Here is a 17,441-nt window from a genome sequence, read left to right as displayed (position 1 = left end):
GACGATTTGATCCATTGTGGATGTCGGTCCATATTCATTCAATGACTTCCCATGTGCCGGATTTCTCAGAACCGACTCTTGTTATTCGGTTAGAAGTCTTAAGTGCATCAATAATTCGGAATAAGGTTCTTCTCGGAATATTTAGTTGAGCTGAGATTTCTTTAATACTTATCCGCTTATTTTTACGCATTAGATTCACAATCGCATCTTCACGAGACATTTCATTGGTGCCATCGGTGCCATTATCAGTGCCAAATTCAGATTTATCGGTGCCATCGGTGCCATTTTCTATGCCATTTACTATGACATTAGGCTTTTTTTCTATGACATCGTTGCTATTTTCTATGACATCAGCGTTCTGGACAACCACCTTGAAGGTCGTGTAGTCACCAAGAAGGAACTCGGCAGGATTGCTTTTGTTCTCTTCGAGAAGTGTCGAAACGGTATTCACTCCGCTTCCGAAACGGTTGACATAACCGAGATTCAGCATTATCTCGGCTATGTTGGGATTGCGATAGACGGTTTCATTGGGGAAGTTCTCCAGGTTAACTTTACCATATAGATTGCCCGGATTGTCAATCTCTATGCGGTCGCTATACTCGTAGAATTTTATCGGGGAGTTGTTGCCGTTATAGGCTCGGTGCATCACGGCGTTCATGGCGAGCTCACGAATCGCCTCCCACGGATAGTTGATGCGTGGCTCTTCGCGCAATACGCTGACAAATTCGGGGCGCTTGCTCTCGATTGAATACTTGATGAAATATTCCAGTTCCTTCAGCATTGAGATAAGATTGCCCTTGAATCGATTTTCTTTCAAAACCTTTGTGGCTCGTGTCGTACCCGCGAACTTAACATACTGAATGTATGCCCCCGGAATAAAATATTGCGGATCATGCCCCAATAAAAGGAGTCCGGCATAGGTGGGGCAATTAAATCGAGTGTCGAAAAGGCGCAATGATGCCATCTGCTGAATCGGCGTGCGCTTGTCCTTTGCCAATGTTGCCGGAGACACAGCTTTTGGCAGATACTCATTCTTGAACAGTTCGACATCAATGTTGTCAATTGTAGCCTCGCGGCACGGACGACCATCGAAAGAAGAACTGTGTATCTGTCCTTTTTCGGTCAGGATGCGTTCCTCCTCCGTGTTCGCTTCCGCTTTCCTCGCTCCGATTCTAATCCAGATTACACCTTTATATCTGACCGGGGTGTCTTCGCTTGGCTGAACTTCAATAACCGCAACCTCGCCTTCAGGAAACGTCTCTTTGTAGACCATCATCGCCGGTGGAGGAAGAAGCGTTCCGGAATTACGGAGTCCTGCGTATGAACGCAATTGTTCATCGGTGAAAGTCTGCCCGTCGAGAACGCCATTATCATCAGCACCGATAAGAAAACATCCCGGTTTCTTCGTGTTGCGGATATCATTGGCAAACGAGCAGATAGCCTCCGACATTTTCTTGGTGTTATCGGTGGATAACGTGCGCTCCACGCGCTCATTCTCTATGTCGCTCAACAGCGACCGTATTTCATTTTTTGTCAGAGACATATACTTGTCGTTTAGACTGCAAATTTACTCATTATTTGTTGATTGCCGAAATGACAGCCATGATTTGTTCCGGGGTCATACCCTTTAGCAATTCGATAGCTTGTTCTTCTTTAGACAGTGCTTTATCTGCTTCTTCTTGCTGTGAATGCTTGAACGCAGCCTTCTTTTTGAAAAGAGTTCGCAGGGTATTGTCGGTTTTGGATGTATCGAAGCTGCCCATGTATCGCTCGGTTGTGGCGAGATTGCTATGACCGAGAATATTCTTTATGGCAGACGATTCGGCTCCGGCCTCCTGCGCTATATGTGCAAAGGCATGGCGGCTAATGTGCATGGTGAGATTCGTTGTGATTTCTGCCTTCTCCGCAATCTTTTTCAGATATTTATTGATGAGGGCATTCTTGGCTGAAATCTGCTGGTAAAGCTGGTGGCGCAACACCGGCTTTATTCTATCCTTATCTGCCTGGGTGACAAATTTTGCAAACGGTGCATCATTGTCAAGCAAAGGGAAGATATAATCATCCTGTTTGACATCATCATTATGATAATACCGAAGTATATCCAAAGCCTGATCGACAAGCAAGAGGTCTCGGTCTTTATGGTTCTTGCCCATTTGGTAGTGCAAACGACCATTTTCAGTGACGTTACGCCACCGGTGTTGAATCAGGTCTGCGGCTCGGATACCTGCGCAATAATAACTGAACAGGAAATAATTCTTACAGTGCCATATCAACGATCCTTCTTCCAATTCGAGCGCGATGATACGCTCCATCTCTGTATCGCTCAGTTTTTCCTTCGTTGTCTTTACACCCTTGTATTTAAATATGAGAAACGGATCCTTTGACGCTTCCATTATTCCTACCTCAATCGCCCTATGCACAAGAGTCCGTAGGATATTAAACTGCACCTCAATTGTATTGGGATGCAGAAGTTTTCCCGATTCCCGCTCATTCTCCCATTTATGGAGAAAATTGTCGAAACTGGTCAGCAAATCAACGGTCAGGTCATCGACGGCTATATCAGCCATGCGGCGTTTCTTGCGGAATGCATCCAACTTATTGATAAGTCCGCAGTACTTACGCCAGTTGCGCCAGTCGCCATTGTCGTAAATCATATGCGCACGCTCTCGGGCAAACGCTAAGAAAGATGGCGATACATATTCCGCATCCAGATTTTTATAACCTTAGCAGAAAGACACATCGCCATCTGAGGCTAATTCCTGATAAGCATCATTAGCTTGTGCAAGCATAAGGCACAACTGCTCATCGAGGACCTTTGCATCAGGAACATTCGCACGAATCCAGTTGTTACCCTTGCATTGAGGGTTGAAGTCGTCAATGCGTTTCAACTGAATACCGGTTTTCTTCTTTATGCGTTTACCCGCAGCCGTCACCATCAGATATAGGTTGTAAGTCTTATTACGAGTCGGCTTATGGTCGAGTTCAAATCTAAATGTTGCCATCTTTCGGAGAGTATAAAGGTTTTTCCAGCAAAGATACAATGAATAAATTTTAACGTGCAAAAACGTGCAAAAATCTTACTTTTCCTTACACAGAAAGAAACTCAATTAAAAAATATCCAATAGTAACACGTTAATATTCAATAGAATTAAAATATATTTGAAAATATCAGAAAGTAATGTTGGTGGTTCTGTTCCGAGATTAAGTGTTTCATAATTAGCAATACAAAATTACTTAATCTTAGGTAGACTTCGGCCTCCTTTTTTTTGTATTGCTGTTTACCTCTACAACATATACTTTTGTCTGAGTTCACTCTTGGGGACGGACTCGCCACCCCCACCGTTTAGGCGTCCCCCTCCGAGAAGAGAGGAATACTTTTACTCAGCGAGCTGCAACATAAAAACTTTGCGTTTCTATTTGGATTCTTCGTAGTTGAGTGGAAACATCATTTTCGAATGTCAATTCTTTAATCATCTTGAGAAAAGGTTTTCAGCGTGAACTCGCCCGGAAAGGCATTGCCGTCCGGAAAAAATTCCGGCGGGGTTCTACCGAAGTCTATGGCCTCTCCTACTTCAAGGATGGTCAGAAGTTCAAGGCTTCGCATGTTGACCGCAACGGCAGATGCTCTTACGATGTCATCTGCAAGGCTGTCAAGGACAAATACGGACTCACATACTCGCCGCTGAAACAGAAATACGAGGACCGAATTCCGGTATTCAAGGAGCGGATCAGTCAGGCGATTTATGGCTGTAAGTCGTGGGATGAGTTCCCGCGCCGACTCGCCTGTGCAGGAATTGAGGTGAAATTCCATGATGACCACAACACCGGCAAACACATCGGTGTGAAATTTACCGACAGAGACATAACGGTCAACGGGTCTAAAATCGACCGTGCTTTCACATATCGCCGCCTGAACAACCTCTTTGATTTCAACCGCAGGCACGGACAACAACAGTCTGATTACGCTCCGACGCGCCCCAAAGTAACCGTTGAATATACCCCGACGCAAAAGTCCTCACTTGTGGAAGATGTGCTTGAAGCCACCGTCGGGGCAATCGGAAATCTGTTCACTCTCGGCCCCGGCTTCGACCCGGAGGAACAGGCGTTTCAAAACGCCATCAAGAAAGAAGAAGCCAGACGTAAACGCAAATCAAGAAGAATCTGAATATGTCAAAGCTATATGATGACGTCAAGAAACAAGGTGAGCAGATTGACGACCTGCAAAAGACAGTTACCAACCACGGCACACGCATCGAGACCCTCGAAACCAAGGCAAAGGCAAAGGCAACGCCACCGCCACAAGCAGTCAATCCAGGGCCGATAACGGTGAAATTGCCCGACAACATAGCAACCAATGAAAGCGTCAGCAAACTGCTTGATGAAAAGCTGACGGCAACCTCAACCGACGGCACACTCAAAAAAGTCATGGAGCAACTGCCGGGTAGTCTGTCGAAAGGAGTTGCGGATGTACTGTCCGACAATTTTGGAGACAAGGTCAAGGACGCTCTTTATGAAGGATTCCGCAGGGAGTTTGCGGATGAGCGAAGAAAGCTCTATGACGTGGTAAACGACATGCGCTACAAAGCCCAGTCGATAATCTGGGGGCAATGGTGGCGTGCAACCCCACATTGGGTCTATACCATCTTTGCGGTTCTACTTCTCGCCGCCGGAGGTTTCGGTTATGGATTCTTCTATCTGTTGAATCAGAACAGCCGACTTATCGAAACCGAATGGCTCTACCGCAGAGAGCGTACACTCTACAAGAGCGAAAAAGAACTTCAACTCCTATTGAATCACGAAAAGGATTTCTTCACAGGAACGTCCCATGAGCAAGATAGCATCAAAGACGTAATCCGCTACTGGGAGCAAAAAGGAGATTTCGACAAGACTTTCCTCTACTTCAGCCCAGCAGAAGACTAATTCCAACGCCGCCGAGAGTCACCACCCTCTCGGCGGTGTTTTGTCTATAATTGTCTGGCATCTTTGTGGGTAGTTGCAGAATTTATCTTTATTTTGGTGGTAATCTCAGAATTTAATTGTAGATTTGCGTTTAAGATCAAAGAATTGTAATCAGTAAGCAAAACAAGTGAAATGGAATCACAGAAGATAAATAGGATAAAAGTTGCATTGGTTGAGAATGGTAAAACCGGTAAATGGCTTGCCGAGCAAGTCGGTAAAAATGAAGCTACGGTTTCCCGATGGTGCTCCAACAAAATGCAGCCCTCCCTTGATACGCTTGTGAGGATTTCAGAGTTACTTGATATTGATGTTAAAGATTTAATCGTAAGCAATAAAGCATAGTCATGGACAAGAAAGAAATATTTAATAGAATTGAATATGTGGTGGCTTGTGTCGGAGCTTTCGCACAGCGATATAATCTCTCCAATATGCAGGCCTACGCATATCTGCGCCGTTTCACGGGCATAGATTTCCTTCTTGACTGTTATGCCGCCGAACATACCCTTTCCATTGATGACGCTGTTTCAGACCTTCAGGTCATTTGCCAACGGGAAGGAGGGAAATTATGATACGCCTCTATCACGGGTCAAACGTATCCATTGAGCATATTGACCTCTCACGCAGTAAGCGTGGCAAGGATTTCGGACAGGGCTTCTATCTCAATGCCAATCCGGATCAAGCCATGGAAATGGCTGTCCGGACAACCCGATTCCTCAGCGAAGGAGCCGCCACTTTATCGTGCTTTGAGTTCGATGAAGACGAAGCGAAAAGGGGCGGGCTTAACATCAAGATTTTCCCTGACTATTCCGAAGAATGGGCGGAATTTGTGGTGATGAACCGCAAGAACAACTCCGACATTCCGGCTCATCCTTACGATATTGTTATCGGGCCTATTGCCGATGATACTGTTGGCGTTCAGATTCGCCGTTTCATAATGGGCTATCTGTCGGCATCTGCATTGGTCGAAGAACTGAGATTCAAGGGCGGCCATGCTGTACAATACTTTTTCGGCACACCCAAAGCCATACAACTCTTAAAACGCATCGAATTATGACACAAGACATACAGTTCCAAATAGAATGCCTTGCGGCTGAACTCACTGAAATGCTTATGGCAGAATATGGCTGGGACATACACCGCGCCCTTGACGAGCTTTATTTATCAACCACTTTCGCGAAACTCAACGACCCCGAATGTGGTCTCTACTATCAGGGGGCAGTCTATATCTTCCAGTTCCTCAAATCCGAAATCGAAACCGGCAAAGTCGCATAGCACCTTTTGAATCTTGGAATGAGAGTTATGGGGTTAATCTCCAATTGCGAGAAAATACCCGGGTTCTTTAGTTGGGATGCATAATATAACCCTTAACCCTTAATCTCATAAGTAAGCTCAAATTTCCAAGCATATTCAAATGCCATCTCAAAAAATTTCGCTAATTTTGCAATATAGTAACCTCATAATTCTGAAGATGACCGAAACGATTAAGACTTAACGGAAGCAATTCCGCTAATCCAAACAAATCCCAAAACTCCAAAGCAGTCGTTACAGGCTCGGTCAGCCCTCAGAAAACTGCCCCGGAGTTTTATTATTTTTAGATGGCACTTACTCAAAGCGAAGATGCACTGGAAAAAGGCTTGATAAAGACCCTCACTGATATGGCGTATGAATACGTTGAAATCAATGAGGAAGCCAACCTTATATCCAATTTCAAACGACAGTTGGAGAAACACAATGCCAAAGAGCTTGCGTCGCATGGTCGAACAGAACTTACAGATAATGAGTTCAATAAGGTCATGCTCTATCTTGAAGGCGGTACAACGTTTGAGAAAGCCAAGAAGTTGCGAGATCTACTGCCATTAGAACTTGATAACGGGCAGCGTGTATGGCTCGAATTTCTAAACCGTCAAAAATGGTGTCAGAATGAATTTCAAGTTTCCAACCAGATTACAGTAGAAGGTCGTCGCCAATGTCGCTATGACGTTACTATATTGATTAACGGTCTGCCTTTGGTGCAGATTGAGCTGAAGAAACGTGGAGTGGAACTGAAACAGGCATACAATCAGGTTCAACGCTACCACAAGACATCGTTCCACGGCCTGTTCAACTATATTCAGATTTTCGTGATTTCCAACGGCGTGAACACACGCTATTTTGCCAATAACCCCAACAGTGGTTACAAGTTCACGTTTAACTGGACTGACAGGAAAAATAATCCGTTCAACCAACTCAGCCTTTTCGCTGCTGAATTTTTTGACCCGTGTACACTTGGCAAAATAATCAGCAAATATATAGTACTCCATGAAGGAGACAAATGCCTGATGGTTTTGCGCCCATATCAATATTATGCTGTTGAGGAGATTCTTGACCGGGTTGTCAACAGCAACGACAACGGATATATATGGCATACAACCGGGGCAGGAAAAACCTTGACTTCGTTTAAGGCGGCACAGCTCGTCTCGGAGGTCGATGAAATTGACAAGGTTCTTTTTGTCGTTGACCGTCACGACCTCGACACACAGACTCAAGCTGAATATGAAGCTTTTGAGCCGGGAGCCGTTGATGGCACAGACAATACCAAAGAGCTGATTCAGCGTCTCGGCAGCGATTCAAAAATCATAATAACCACTATCCAAAAGCTGAATTGTGCGGTCACAAAAGATTATTATAACCGCCATATTCAGGAAGTGCGTGACAAAAAGGTCGTGATGATTTTTGATGAGTGTCATCGAAGCCATTTCGGAGAGAGTCACAAGAATATCGTCAATTTCTTCAACAATCTTCAGATATTTGGTTTCACCGGCACTCCGATATTCGTAGAAAACTCTAAAAATGACCGTACAACCAAAGAAATTTTCGGTAATTGTCTGCATAAGTATCTGATCAAAGATGCGATTGCCGACGACAATGTATTGGGCTTCCTTGTTGAATATTACACCGGCAACGCTGAATTTGATCCTGAAAGCGAGAGCCGTATGCGTGAAGTCGCACGGTTTATACTCAACAACTTCAGCAAATCCACTTTTGATGGCGAGTACAACGCTCTATTTGCCGTTCAGTCCGTGCCGATGCTTTTGCGCTACTACAAAATTTTCAAGGAGTTGAACTCCGATATCAAAATCGGTGCGATATTCACATACGCGGCAAACGGCAGTCAGGATGATGAAGCCACCGGCATGAACCGTGGTTTTGCAAACCCGAAAGTTGCGGCCGATGAGATGCAGGAAATTATAGATGACTACAACAATACCTTCGGCACATCCCATTCGGTAGAAAACTTCGGACTCTACTATGATGATATCAACAAGAGGATGAAGAAGAAAGACCCGAAGATGAAGCCGCTGGACTTGTTGCTTGTCGTCGGTATGTTCCTTACCGGGTTCGATGCCAAGAAACTCAACACTCTCTATGTCGATAAAAATCTTGAATATCACGGACTGTTGCAGGCATTCAGTCGCACAAACCGCGTGCTGAATGAGAAAAAACGATTCGGCAAGGTAATCTGCTTCCGCGACCTCAAAAGCAACGTAGATGCGTCTATAAAGCTGTTTTCCGACAATAATCCTATCGAGGATATAGTGCGCCCGCCATTCAAGGATGTCAAGCGCGAATACATTGAAAAGACTGAACAGTTCCTGTCGAAATACCCGAATATCGATGAGATAGACAATCTTGAAAGCGAGAACGACAAAGTGGCGTTTGTGCTTGCTTTCCGCGACATAATCAAGAAACATGCAGAAATGCAGATTTATGAGGAATATTCTCCTTCGGATATTTCTTTCATAATGACGGAGCAGGAGTTTCAGGATTTCCGCAGCAAGTATCTTGACATTGCCCAGAACTTCGGTGCCAAACCGGCAAAAGTAGCCGCAGAACCCGCCGCCGCTTATGGCGATGATCCGGAAACGACGCTTGAAGATATTGACTTCTGCCTCGAATTGCTCCACAGCGATGTTATCAACGTGGCTTATATCCTCGCTCTGATACACGACCTTGACCCGACAAGCGAAGATTATTCAGAAAAACGCAGGGAAATTCTTGACACGATGATTCGTGATGCCGAGATGCGAAGCAAGGCTGAGCTTATCGACGGGTTTATCAGCGAAAATGTCGATGCCAATCAGGATGAGTTCCAGCGGTCGAAGGCTGACGGCACCATAGATCTTGAATCCCGGCTGGTGGAATATGTACGCAAGGCAAAAGACCGAGCCGTAGAGCAACTTGCCGAGGAGGAACAAATAGACCGAGCGGCACTTCATAAATTCATGGAGGAATACGACTATCTCCATCGCGAGAAAGACGAGATACTTCAGGATGCCATCAAGAAAAAGAAACTCGGTCTGAAACAACGCCGGAGCGTGTTCAACCGCATTATTCAGAAACTCCGTAAAATTATAGAAATATACAACTGGGAATAATATATGAGCGAGGAACTTCAACAGCAGCTTCGCAGTCAGCTTTGGACTGTGGCAAACAACCTTCGCGGCAATATGTCGGCGAGCGATTTTATGTATTTCACCCTCGGATTCATATTCTACAAATACCTATCCGAGAAGATAGAAATGTATGCCGATGACATATTGTCGGAGGACGGCGTCACATTCAAGGACGCTTGGGCAAGCGACGATGCCGAGCTGAAAGCCGACATAAAAGACGAGTGTCTGAGCAACCTCGGATATTTCCTCGAACCGGAATTTCTTTTTTCGAGTATAATCGATGCGATTGACCGCAAAGAGAACATTCTGCCTCAGCTTGAACGCTCTCTGAAGAAAATTGAGGACAGCACGGTCGGACAGGACAGCAACGAGGACTTCGGAGGTCTTTTCTCTGATATTGACCTCGCTTCGCCGAAGTTGGGAAAGTCTGCCGATGATAAAAATACGCTAATTTCCAACGTGCTTGTAGCCCTCAACGGCATAGACTTCGGACTTAACGAAGCCTCCGATATCGATATTCTCGGCGATGCCTACGAGTATATGATCGGACAGTTTGCCGCTGGTGCCGGCAAGAAGGCCGGCGAATTCTACACTCCGCAGGAAGTCAGCCAGATTCTCGCCGAAGTCGTGACCACCGGCAAGACACGTCTGCGCGATGTATATGACCCTACTTGCGGTTCCGGCTCCCTTCTTCTACGCACAGCCCGCAACGGCAATGCCGACACAATCTATGGACAGGAGAAGAACCCCACCACGTTCAATCTTGCCCGTATGAATATGCTCCTTCATGGTGTCAAGTACAAGGATTTCACCATAGAAAACGGTGACACACTTGAAGCGGATGCTTTTCCTGACAGAGAGTTTGATGCCGTGGTTGCAAATCCTCCATTTTCGGCTCAATGGAGCGCAGCGGAGAAATTCAACTCCGATGACCGTTTCAGCAAAGCCGGGGCACTGGCTCCGAAATCGAAAGCGGACTACGCTTTCATCCTGCACATGATTCATCACCTCAATGATGGCGGCACACTCGCCTGTGTAGCTCCTCACGGTGTATTGTTCCGTGGCAACGCCGAGGGAAAGATACGCCGTTATCTTATTGAGAACAAGAACTACATTGACGCTATTATAGGTTTGCCTCCAAATATCTTCTACGGCACAGGAATACCTACCTGCATCATCGTAGCCAAAAAATGCCGCAAAGAGGATGATTCCATTCTTTTTATAGATGCAAGCCGGGAGTTTGAGAAGGTTAAGACGCAAAACAAACTGCGCCCTGAACACATACAGAAGATTGTCGACACCTATCGCAATCGTACTGAAATCGAAAAATACAGCCATCTGGCTTCGCTTCAGGAAATAGCCGACAACGATTATAACCTCAATATCCCCCGATATGTGGACACATTCGAGGAAGAGGAAGAAATCGACATCAAGGCTGTAATGGCCGAAATCAAAGAACTTGAAGCGAAACGCTCAGAACTCGACGCGCAAATCGAGGTCTATCTCCGCGAACTTGGAATCGTGGAATAAGAATCCTTAATGTAGAACCGTAAAGATTGAAAATCCCGATGGCTGACACTGAAAACAACAAAAACTCCAATTCGCCCGCTTTGCGTTTCCCCGGCTTCACCGATCCGTGGAGTAAATTTGCGCTTGGCGATTTAGGCACTTCTCTTATAGGGCTGACATACTCCCCTAAAGATGTTGTTCAGGAGGATGGAATCATTGTATTGCGCTCGTCAAATATACAGGATGGAGCATTAGATTTCAATGACATAGTAAGAGTTTCCAAAAAGATAAGGCCAGCTCTTTTTACGCAAGAAGATGATATTTTAATCTGCTCACGAAATGGTAGTGCTCGTTTAATTGGGAAGAATGCAATTATACCGAAGAGTCTTAGTGGGCTAACATTCGGAGCTTTTATGATGGTGTATCGCAGTAATCAAAACCGATTCATTCATCACCAACTTAATACCAAACGCTACCAAGCTCAAGTTTCTGAAAACCTCGGAGCGAGGATTAATCAGATTACGTCTTCAGACCTTAATTCCTTTGAGTTTTTCTTTCCGTGCGAAAGGGAGCAAAACAAAATAGCAGAATTCATTGATTTAATTGACGAGCGCATAGCTACCCAAAGGAGGCTGATTGAGGATTTTATATCCCTACGGAGTGCTATACTGCAAGATGCAATAAAAAAAGGATTATCCAAAAAGTCTTGGAAATTTACCACGTTAACCGAAATTCTAACCGAGCGAGGCGAAAGGAACTATAATGGATATGATGTTTGCTCGGTATCGGTTTCTGAGGGAGTTGTAAATCAAATAGAATATCTCGGTCGCTCGTTTGCAGCCAAAGAAACCGGACACTACAATGTCGCCCGCTATGGGGATATTATATACACTAAAAGCCCGACTGGAAGTTTTCCATATGGCATAGTCAAACGCAACACTCAAAAAGAACCAGCTGCCATTTCCCCTTTATATGGAGTATTCGTCCCCATACATGATTGGATGGGTATGTTGTTAGAATATTACTTTGAGAGTGAAGTAAATACTTTCAACTATCTTCATCCAATAATTCAGAAAGGTGCGAAAAATACAATCAACATCACAAATAGTGGATTTTTAGCAAATAGCGTTCCTCTGCCAACAAGTGAAAGCGAAGCATTAACCCTCGCAAAATGCTTGGACACGATTACGCATAAGATTGTTCTTGAAAAGTCCGTTTTAGCCAATTATACAGTTCAGCGAGAATACTTTCTTTCTAAGATGTTCGTGTGACATAGATTGAGGATATATTTCAATCAATGTCCTCAATAAATGAAACACTATATGCGACGTTGACCACGAATTACAAGATATCGTTTAGTGAAATTGGCAACGATTATGGAGGGTTGACCGGGAAATCTGCCGAAGATTTTGGAAAAGGAAAACCTTTCATCACATATCTGAATGTATATCAGAATCAAGTAATAACCGATTGCAATTTTGATTATGTTGAGATTGGAGATGGAGAAAAACAGAACAAGGTACGACAAGGAGATCTACTAATTACTCTATCATCGGAAACTCCAGAAGAAACCGGGTATACTGCGGTATATATGGGAGATGACAAAGAGCTATATTTAAATAGTTTTTGTTTTGGCATACATATCCCAGAGTCCGAGTTGGTCTATCCGCCCTATTTGGGATACCTTACTTCAACATCATATTTTCGCAGAAAAATAATCCCTTTTGCACAGGGCTGTACCAGATTTAATCTACATAAGCCATCGTTAATGAACATGAAATTCTCCCTGCCTATCAAAGAGAATCAGATAAAGATTTTCAATGCACTCCAATTGATTGTCAAAAAAATATCCACTGAAGAAGAAATACTCAGCAACTTCACTTATCAAAGAAATTATCTACTTACAAAATTGTTTATATAAACATCTCTTTAAGGAAATAGCTTCTTTGTTGTTCGTATCTATTCAGAATCGAGGCTTCAACATTCAGCTTAAAACTAAACATGGAGAGGTTTTTTACTATTTCTGCTTGTCTGTTTTTGGAATGAATTGAAATGTTCATCTCCAAAAACTCATCTACATTTATAGACCTACCATCTCTGATACCATAGGTGACGAGAACCAAAGACTTTATAAACTTTGGGCTGTTGAAGTATTCCTTCAGATAGCCATACTCCAATCTTTTATTTGGTCGAAGAATCGTATAAGCTGGGCTGCAAATGCCTTCAACTTCGGCAAAGGCAAGCCCTCCTTGAAAGCTGCGAAGATGCAAAATATAATCTCCAGCATGAACTCGCTTATAAGCCTTTACTGACTTCGCTTCTGCCTTTATATCAATATCAAGGCTTTCTCTCTCAATCATTCCAAACTCTTGGCTGGCTGACAATATACTATAATCAGCTTTGCCATCATTGCGTAGATTTGAGACCTCTAATACGTCACGATATTTAACGACTTCACCGCTCACGTCTGAGAATACTCTGTCTACAATTGAGGACTTTAGTTTTTCCAAATCCTCAATCAGCCTCCTTTGGGTCGCAATGCGCTCGTCAATTAGCGATATCAATTTTATTAATTTTCTCTGTTCGTGTATAGACGGGATACTACATTCAATATTTTCAATTGTTTTTTTTGATAAGCTTGGAACTCCTGATGCTTCATTATATTTATACCAGTCTATATTTTGGAAAAGATACAGCACGAAACGCGGATACACACCAGAAAATGAGTGGGTATAGAACAATGTATCAACAGTCCAAAATGCACCATTATAATAAAACGGGCGATCTATCGAGCCTTTTCTTCCAATGAAAACAGTTTCTCCCACAAAAAGAGCTTGATTAACTCTGGTCATTAAGCCTCCAGAACCGAACACAGGAACATCACCTTTTTCCAAATGTTTATAATCTTTACCATTCCCAATTTTTAGAATTTCTTTGAACTTAAGTTTCTTCCACGGCTCGGTGAAGCCGGGGAAGCGCAGAGCGGGAGCGTTGCCTTGCGCTCTCTCAGCGGGCGAATTGGAGCGATTTTTTCTTTAATTATCCTAATCAATTCATTTCATCGAATATGGAAAAAGAAAAAATCACCATCAAAGACCTCGCTATCCTTTGGAAAAAGGACAAGCGACAGTATGTGAAGCAATCCACATACTCAGCCTACGCGCTGATAGTAGAAAATCAAATCCTTCCGACTTTCGGCAGTCTTTATGACGTGACCGAAGTGGATGTGCAGTCGTTTGTAATCGACCGACTTAACACCGGTCTGAGTCAGAAGTACGTCAAGGACATACTCATAGTCCTAAAAATGATAGTCCGGTTCGGTGAGAAACGCGGTTATCTCCAGCACTACGAGTGGGATATCAAATATCCGACCGCTCCCGATAAACAGGACATAGAAGTCCTGACAGCAGCAAACCACCGCAAGATTCTGGACTACATCAGTCAGAACTTCACATTCCGCAATCTCGGCATATACATCTGCCTTACTACCGGTCTACGCATCGGCGAAGTTTGCGGCTTGAAATGGAGCGATCTCGACATTGAACGCTCCATGCTGGCAGTGCAGCGCACGGTAGAGAGAATTTATGTTCTCGAAGATGACGGCACCAAACACACTCAGATTGTGGTCAACACACCCAAGACCGCAAACTCCACCCGCGAGATACCCCTAAACAAAACCCTTATGACGATGATACGACCTTTGAAAAAGGTGGTCAACGGCGACTACTACGTCATAAGCAACGAGTCGCACCCCATTGAGCCGCGCACCTACCGCAACTATTACATGAAGCTGATGAAGCAGCTTGGCATACCGCCGCTGAAATTCCACGGACTTCGACATAGTTTCGCCACACGCTGCATCGAAAGCAACTGCGACTACAAGACCGTCAGCGTCATTCTCGGCCATGCCGACATCTCTACGACCCTCAACCTCTATGTCCATCCCGGAGCAGAGCAAAAGAAGAAGTGCATCGACAAGATGCTCCGCTCCCTCTGACAGTCAAAATATACCGCCATATATTCAGTCAAATTATTGACGGATTAAATGGCGGTATATATATATATGTTGAAAATTAATTTATATCAAAATTTTTTCGTATCGTTGTGTAAACACATAAAGACACATCGCTATCGCAAAAATCAAAGTTATACAACTGACAGACCAGCAAAGTCTGCAATTAGAGGAAGGCTTTCGCCAAGGCAAGAGCCACGCATACCGCATGCGCTGTCGCGCAGTGCTTCAGAAATCCACCGGCCTGACTTCGGAACAGGTTGGAGAACAGACCGACATGACCCATATATCAGTCAATTCCCGGGTGAAACGCTTCGAGACCGAAGGAATCAAAGGACTGGAAACACGTCCCGGACGAGGTCGGAAGCCAATAATGGACTGCTCGGACGAAGAGTCGGTACGCAAAGCCATAGAGAACGACAGGCAGAGCGTGAAGAAAGCGAAAGAGGCATGGCAGCAAGCTTCCGGGGGAAGAAGCCTCCGAGAGTACCTTCATGGCTTTTTTATCCGCCTTGGCGCGGGATATAGACGTATAAGGAAACGTCCAAAGGGGAAACCCTCGCCGCAACTCTATGCGCATAAGACCGATAAGCTGCAAGAACTCGTACAACAGGAAAAGATGGTCTCATCGACATTCATTATGGAGATGAAAGCCACATCTGCACTGAGGAATATGCGCTACACGGATGGCAGTTCCGCGGTGAAGATGTCTATATTCCATCTGAAAGAGGTCTGAGACTCAATATTTTCGGAATGATCGACCGAAATAATCGGTATGAGGTTCTCTACCACCGAGAACATGACCGCCGACAAGGTCGCTGACTTCCTTGACAGGCTTTCGCTCCGTATCCGCAAGAACACTTTCGTGGTTCTTGACAATGCGAGCGTCCACAGATGCAAACTCATGCGGGAGCTTCGGTCTATCTGGGAGAAGCGTGGATTGTATCTCTTTTTCCTGCCGCCATACAGCCCGCATCTGAATATCGCCGAGACGCTTTGGAGAATTCTCAAGGGCAATGGCTCAGACCTGCGGATTATTGCTCCACAGATTCCCTGCTCTATGCAACCAACCGTGCATTGGCTGCACTTCGATCTGAACTCAATATCAATTTTGCCCATGCGGCTTAGTATAAATTAATTTTTACGACTTACTTATCCTATATAATTTTAATTACAATTAAATTGGATGCATAAGGTAATGATATGGAGTGAAGATATTTGGGAGATTTTTCTGACTGGTTGACGCGATAGAAACAGTAATTCCAGCCTTGTCCCATATCGGTGTATAACGCCTCTTTCACACCCTGAGAGAGTAATGCGTCAATGAAATTTCCAAAGGTGACGATACCTTGACTTTCATAGAGAGCCAACTGATTGTCGGAATCAAGACATAAGGCGCGGAACACGTTTATATTTCTAAGAGGGCGTGTTGTCTTAACAGCGTTGCCATTGTGAATCATCATTTCTTGCGCGAAGCCCATGCCACCTTCTTGTGCAGCACTATCCAAAGCAGAGGTATAATCTTTGTAATGGAATTGTGGCCCGGAAGGCGAAGACCATGTAAATGCTCCGGTATTACGCTTGCATCGATAACCCTTGAAACGCTTGCCTCCTGCAACGTGATCTCCAGCCACATTTGCGTGTCCTTTATCAAACTCTGTCCCGGTAAAAGCACCTGCAAAAGCTAAAATGATGGAATCGTTCTCCGGCGAGGGAATTTCTCCACACATCATATCCATTTTCTGCCCAGTCATATCGGGTTTTAGACAAATCAAATCGCCATATTCGGTTTTGATATGTGAAATGGAAAGTACATCAGGCTGAGTCTTTGTGAAATCTATGATCATTGGCTCCTTGATATCGGGATGGACTCCTCGGATAATATCCATAAATAACTTGACGCGTGCCAAAACCTCTCTGCCGCGATTCCGCCACCATGAAGTGCGTCGCCCGGGAGTCGTGGCATTAAATCCTATTGCCTCAATTCCAAGATGTTTCGCCTGATATAATGCTCGTTCATTGTGGTATTTCTGAGAGATGATGGTTATCGAGTCCTGACAATACACATCCCGCATTTTTGCAATAGAATTAAGAGTACGTGTACCGTCGTAGTCAAGAATAATCCGTGTAGAATCAACGCCTTGCTTCATCAAGGAATCGCGCATGGCAACAGGCTCGTCATATCCATTCTCAGTGTTACGGTAATCTCCGCCACTGACGACAAGCCAATCAACCTTACCGGCTTTATATAGATCTGCTCCGGCTTTAATCCGATGGTCAAAATAATAGTTCCTACGCCCAGTCCAGGTTGAAATTGGCGATGTCCCAAGAATAAGACCTACATTACGATGCGGAATACTATCTACGTTTTCATATAGCCGCCCCTTTGCATTATATGCCACGGATTGGTCACATACAAAAATTGCGCAAAGTATTATGAACAATATGATTCCAACTACTATGCAAACTTTTTTCTTCATAAGTCTTAATAAGTAATATTTGAAACACAGACATTAGTACTCTTCATA

18 protein-coding genes are annotated in these 17,441 nt (G+C 44.3%); 13 read left to right on the top strand and 5 right to left on the bottom strand.

Annotation, left to right across the window (positions count from 1 at the left end; genetic code table 11):
- Positions 1-34: 34 nt before the first annotated feature.
- Genes E4T81_RS00790 through E4T81_RS00780 form a run of 3 tightly spaced genes read right to left on the bottom strand, consistent with a single transcriptional unit; the run spans position 35 to position 3,002 of the window.
- Positions 35-1,543 (bottom strand): ATP-binding protein, encoded by a 1,509-nt coding sequence (locus E4T81_RS00790; RefSeq protein ID WP_135040585.1) that lies wholly within the window; start codon positions 1,541-1,543, stop codon positions 35-37.
- A 31-nt stretch (positions 1,544-1,574) separates the two neighbouring features.
- Positions 1,575-2,711 (bottom strand): site-specific integrase, encoded by a 1,137-nt coding sequence (locus tag E4T81_RS00785; RefSeq protein WP_256371504.1) that lies wholly within the window; start codon positions 2,709-2,711, stop codon positions 1,575-1,577.
- Positions 2,712-2,723: 12 nt separating this feature from the next.
- Entirely contained in the window at positions 2,724-3,002 is a 279-nt protein-coding gene (locus tag E4T81_RS00780) for a hypothetical protein (protein WP_135040581.1), read from the bottom strand.
- A gap of 473 nt (positions 3,003-3,475) precedes the next feature.
- Between E4T81_RS00780 and E4T81_RS00775 the strand changes: the two genes are divergently transcribed.
- The 10 genes from E4T81_RS00775 (at position 3,476) to E4T81_RS00730 (ending at position 12,822) form a co-directional block, all read left to right on the top strand.
- The gene (locus E4T81_RS00775) at positions 3,476-4,165 is read left to right on the top strand and encodes a hypothetical protein (protein ID WP_135040579.1); all 690 of its coding nucleotides are present in this window, start codon (positions 3,476-3,478) and stop codon (positions 4,163-4,165) included.
- A gap of 2 nt (positions 4,166-4,167) precedes the next feature.
- Positions 4,168-4,920 carry a hypothetical protein gene (locus tag E4T81_RS00770; protein WP_135040577.1) on the top strand — a complete coding sequence of 251 codons (753 nt, stop codon included), beginning with the start codon at positions 4,168-4,170 and terminating at the stop codon, positions 4,918-4,920.
- A 171-nt stretch (positions 4,921-5,091) separates the two neighbouring features.
- Entirely contained in the window at positions 5,092-5,301 is a 210-nt protein-coding gene (locus tag E4T81_RS00765) for a helix-turn-helix transcriptional regulator (RefSeq protein ID WP_123398420.1), read from the top strand.
- Positions 5,302-5,303: 2 nt separating this feature from the next.
- Positions 5,304-5,528, top strand: a complete 225-nt coding sequence (locus tag E4T81_RS00760) for a DUF3791 domain-containing protein (protein WP_135040575.1) — start codon at positions 5,304-5,306, stop codon at positions 5,526-5,528.
- Positions 5,525-6,013 (top strand): DUF3990 domain-containing protein, encoded by a 489-nt coding sequence (locus E4T81_RS00755; RefSeq protein ID WP_135040573.1) that lies wholly within the window; start codon positions 5,525-5,527, stop codon positions 6,011-6,013. The genes E4T81_RS00760 and E4T81_RS00755 overlap by 4 nt, the downstream gene beginning before the upstream one ends.
- On the top strand, positions 6,010-6,231 hold the full coding sequence (locus tag E4T81_RS00750; protein ID WP_135040571.1) for a hypothetical protein: 222 nt from the start codon (positions 6,010-6,012) through the stop codon (positions 6,229-6,231). The genes E4T81_RS00755 and E4T81_RS00750 overlap by 4 nt, the downstream gene beginning before the upstream one ends.
- Before the next feature lie 323 nt (positions 6,232-6,554).
- A complete protein-coding gene (locus tag E4T81_RS00745; protein ID WP_135040569.1) occupies positions 6,555-9,374 on the top strand; it encodes a type I restriction endonuclease subunit R in 2,820 nt (939 codons plus the stop codon).
- Between the two features lie 3 nt (positions 9,375-9,377).
- Positions 9,378-10,922 carry a type I restriction-modification system subunit M gene (locus E4T81_RS00740; RefSeq protein ID WP_135040567.1) on the top strand — a complete coding sequence of 515 codons (1,545 nt, stop codon included), beginning with the start codon at positions 9,378-9,380 and terminating at the stop codon, positions 10,920-10,922.
- A gap of 38 nt (positions 10,923-10,960) precedes the next feature.
- On the top strand, positions 10,961-12,172 hold the full coding sequence (locus E4T81_RS00735; RefSeq protein ID WP_135040565.1) for a restriction endonuclease subunit S: 1,212 nt from the start codon (positions 10,961-10,963) through the stop codon (positions 12,170-12,172).
- A 26-nt stretch (positions 12,173-12,198) separates the two neighbouring features.
- Entirely contained in the window at positions 12,199-12,822 is a 624-nt protein-coding gene (locus E4T81_RS00730; RefSeq protein WP_135040563.1) for a restriction endonuclease subunit S, read from the top strand.
- Here E4T81_RS00730 and E4T81_RS00725 read toward each other — a convergent pair.
- A complete protein-coding gene (locus E4T81_RS00725) occupies positions 12,815-13,882 on the bottom strand; it encodes a restriction endonuclease subunit S (RefSeq protein WP_135040561.1) in 1,068 nt (355 codons plus the stop codon). The genes E4T81_RS00730 and E4T81_RS00725 overlap by 8 nt on opposite strands.
- Positions 13,883-13,968: 86 nt before the next feature.
- Here E4T81_RS00725 and E4T81_RS00720 point away from each other — a divergent pair, with 86 nt between their 5' ends.
- The 3 genes from E4T81_RS00720 to E4T81_RS00710 all read left to right on the top strand — a co-directional run bounded on the left by E4T81_RS00720 (position 13,969) and on the right by E4T81_RS00710 (position 16,051).
- Positions 13,969-14,898 (top strand): site-specific integrase, encoded by a 930-nt coding sequence (locus tag E4T81_RS00720; RefSeq protein WP_135040558.1) that lies wholly within the window; start codon positions 13,969-13,971, stop codon positions 14,896-14,898.
- A gap of 223 nt (positions 14,899-15,121) precedes the next feature.
- Positions 15,122-15,649, top strand: a complete 528-nt coding sequence (locus tag E4T81_RS15830) for a hypothetical protein (RefSeq protein ID WP_245206970.1) — start codon at positions 15,122-15,124, stop codon at positions 15,647-15,649.
- A 39-nt stretch (positions 15,650-15,688) separates the two neighbouring features.
- Positions 15,689-16,051, top strand: coding sequence for a transposase (locus E4T81_RS00710; RefSeq protein ID WP_245206969.1), 363 nt, complete (start codon positions 15,689-15,691; stop codon positions 16,049-16,051).
- A gap of 19 nt (positions 16,052-16,070) precedes the next feature.
- On the opposite strand, the gene E4T81_RS00705 is transcribed toward E4T81_RS00710, so the two are convergent.
- Entirely contained in the window at positions 16,071-17,393 is a 1,323-nt protein-coding gene (locus E4T81_RS00705; protein ID WP_135040556.1) for a vancomycin high temperature exclusion protein, read from the bottom strand.
- Positions 17,394-17,441 lie beyond the last annotated feature (48 nt).

Origin of the sequence: Barnesiella sp. WM24 (assembly GCF_004570975.1) — a bacterium.
Classification (GTDB): domain Bacteria; phylum Bacteroidota; class Bacteroidia; order Bacteroidales; family Muribaculaceae; genus Muribaculum.
This window is presented reverse-complemented; position numbering and strand designations above follow the sequence as displayed.

Bases quoted from the DNA above. Each gene is read 5' to 3' on its own strand.
- E4T81_RS00760 (WP_135040575.1), top strand. From the start codon at position 5,304: ATGGACAAGAAAGAAATATTTAATAGAATTGAATATGTGGTGGCTTGT.
- E4T81_RS00735 (WP_135040565.1), top strand. From the start codon at position 10,961: ATGGCTGACACTGAAAACAACAAAAACTCCAATTCGCCCGCTTTGCGT.
- E4T81_RS00710 (WP_245206969.1), top strand. From the start codon at position 15,689: ATGAGGTTCTCTACCACCGAGAACATGACCGCCGACAAGGTCGCTGAC.
- E4T81_RS00780 (WP_135040581.1), bottom strand. From the start codon at position 3,002: ATGGCAACATTTAGATTTGAACTCGACCATAAGCCGACTCGTAATAAG.
- E4T81_RS00720 (WP_135040558.1), top strand. From the start codon at position 13,969: ATGGAAAAAGAAAAAATCACCATCAAAGACCTCGCTATCCTTTGGAAA.
- E4T81_RS15830 (WP_245206970.1), top strand. From the start codon at position 15,122: ATGCGCTGTCGCGCAGTGCTTCAGAAATCCACCGGCCTGACTTCGGAA.
- E4T81_RS00705 (WP_135040556.1), bottom strand. From the start codon at position 17,393: ATGAAGAAAAAAGTTTGCATAGTAGTTGGAATCATATTGTTCATAATA.
- E4T81_RS00740 (WP_135040567.1), top strand. From the start codon at position 9,378: ATGAGCGAGGAACTTCAACAGCAGCTTCGCAGTCAGCTTTGGACTGTG.
- E4T81_RS00745 (WP_135040569.1), top strand. From the start codon at position 6,555: ATGGCACTTACTCAAAGCGAAGATGCACTGGAAAAAGGCTTGATAAAG.
- E4T81_RS00730 (WP_135040563.1), top strand. From the start codon at position 12,199: ATGTCCTCAATAAATGAAACACTATATGCGACGTTGACCACGAATTAC.
- E4T81_RS00755 (WP_135040573.1), top strand. From the start codon at position 5,525: ATGATACGCCTCTATCACGGGTCAAACGTATCCATTGAGCATATTGAC.
- E4T81_RS00750 (WP_135040571.1), top strand. From the start codon at position 6,010: ATGACACAAGACATACAGTTCCAAATAGAATGCCTTGCGGCTGAACTC.
- E4T81_RS00790 (WP_135040585.1), bottom strand. From the start codon at position 1,543: ATGTCTCTGACAAAAAATGAAATACGGTCGCTGTTGAGCGACATAGAG.
- E4T81_RS00765 (WP_123398420.1), top strand. From the start codon at position 5,092: ATGGAATCACAGAAGATAAATAGGATAAAAGTTGCATTGGTTGAGAAT.
- E4T81_RS00770 (WP_135040577.1), top strand. From the start codon at position 4,168: ATGTCAAAGCTATATGATGACGTCAAGAAACAAGGTGAGCAGATTGAC.